The 1,469-nt window shown below is 56.8% G+C and carries 2 protein-coding genes; one reads left to right on the top strand and one right to left on the bottom strand.

Features of this window, described 5'->3' with window-relative positions:
• On the bottom strand, window positions 1-844 hold an 844-nt coding region (gene proX / locus O7A70_RS33745), incomplete at its 3' end, for a glycine betaine/L-proline ABC transporter substrate-binding protein ProX (RefSeq protein WP_337144194.1).
• Between the two features lie 413 nt (window positions 845-1,257).
• Here proX and O7A70_RS33750 point away from each other — a divergent pair.
• On the top strand, window positions 1,258-1,469 hold a 212-nt coding region (locus O7A70_RS33750), incomplete at its 3' end, for an SDR family NAD(P)-dependent oxidoreductase (protein ID WP_337144195.1).

A 1,469-nucleotide genomic window follows, 5' to 3' on the forward strand; every position in this document is an offset into this window, starting at 1 on the left:
CATTCAGGTCGTCGAGGGGAATCGAAGCGAGCTCGAAGAACTTCTTGGCAGAAGGATTTTCATTCACGAATTTCGTCGACGCGGCAATCCCGAGGTCAATCATGGGAAAGCCAACGTTTCCGACACCCGGGATTTCGGTGCTTGCATTCTGGCCGTCAGGAAGGTCGGTCTTCTTGACGTTCAGCCAGACGACATCCCGGCCGGGAACGAGAATGCTTGAGAGCCAGAACGGCGTCCACGTGTAATAGATCGTGGGTTTGCCCTCCTTGATCCGCTGTACGGCGTCCGGAATGATTGCAAAGTAGCCGCCCTGCTTTTCGTCAACCGTGCCGCGGAGGCCATAGGCGTCTAGGTGATGCTCGATGATCCGCTCGCATCCCCAACCCGGGTCGCACCCATAGATATCAGCCTTGCCGTCTCCGTCGATGTCGAAGAGTTTGGCCTTCTCTGGATCCTTGAGATCCTCAAGGTATTTGATGCCCGTGGACTCGGCAGCCTTCTTGTCAATCAGATAACCTTGGAGGTTGTGTGGGGTAAGGGTTGCAAAGGTCGTGATGACGTCAGACCCGCCGTTTTCCTTCACAAAATGGTCATGGATGGGCTTGGCGTACGCCGCGTAAATGGTAGCATCACCTTTGCCCAGGGCAACGTAAGCGACTTCAATGTTAAGCTGGACCGGCTCAGCAACGTCGTAACCGAGTTGGCGGAGCCCCTCGTCGACAATGTATGTCTGCATCAATTCTTCGCTGACGCCCGACCACGCCGGAATGACCTGCTCCCCCGCGAAGGCTGTAGGCGAGATGAAGACCGAGCAGAGCAAGAGTGCCTTGAGAAGCGATTTCATTCCATGTTCTCCCATTGTTTTTGATAGGCGGCGTTGACTACGCGGCGCCTGTGTTGCGGGACAAAACGTTAGGCAGCTTCAATTCCGACTTCAAATGAGAATAACTGGTGTCACGCATAATCAGAAGTCATGGCCGAAAGAGCCGATCGGGGTGCGTGCAACCGTCCTCGGAGAGTCGTTGGCATAACGAGCCTTACCGCTGGCGGGCATGCCAGACCGGGGCCATGACTTTTGCTTGTTGGCCACATGATTTTTAGTCGCTTGCGAATGAACCGTCACTGTCGATAAGCAAGCAGAACGAGCGGGAAACCGGCGAAATCTTTCTTTAGTCCTCAAAGGCGGGCACCCATCGAATGAGTGAGTCAAATCGAGTTGTCGTTGTCACCGGCGCAACATCTGGCATCGGGGAGGCGGTGGCGCAGGCTTTTGCCGCAACCAAGGCGTCGCTGGTTCTGGTAGGACGCGATGCCGCGCGCGGGCAGCGGGTCGTGGAGGCACTCCGGCGCATGGATTGCCCGGCTGAGCTGCTCCTTGGCGACGTGACCGAGCGGGCGTTCGCGGATCAGGTCATCGACAAGGCCGTGGAGATGTTCGGCAAGGTCGACGTGTTGGTCAACAGCGCGGG

It is taken from the genome of Mesorhizobium sp. Cs1299R1N1 (assembly GCF_037179655.1).
In the GTDB taxonomy this organism is placed as follows: domain Bacteria; phylum Pseudomonadota; class Alphaproteobacteria; order Rhizobiales; family Rhizobiaceae; genus Mesorhizobium; species Mesorhizobium salmacidum.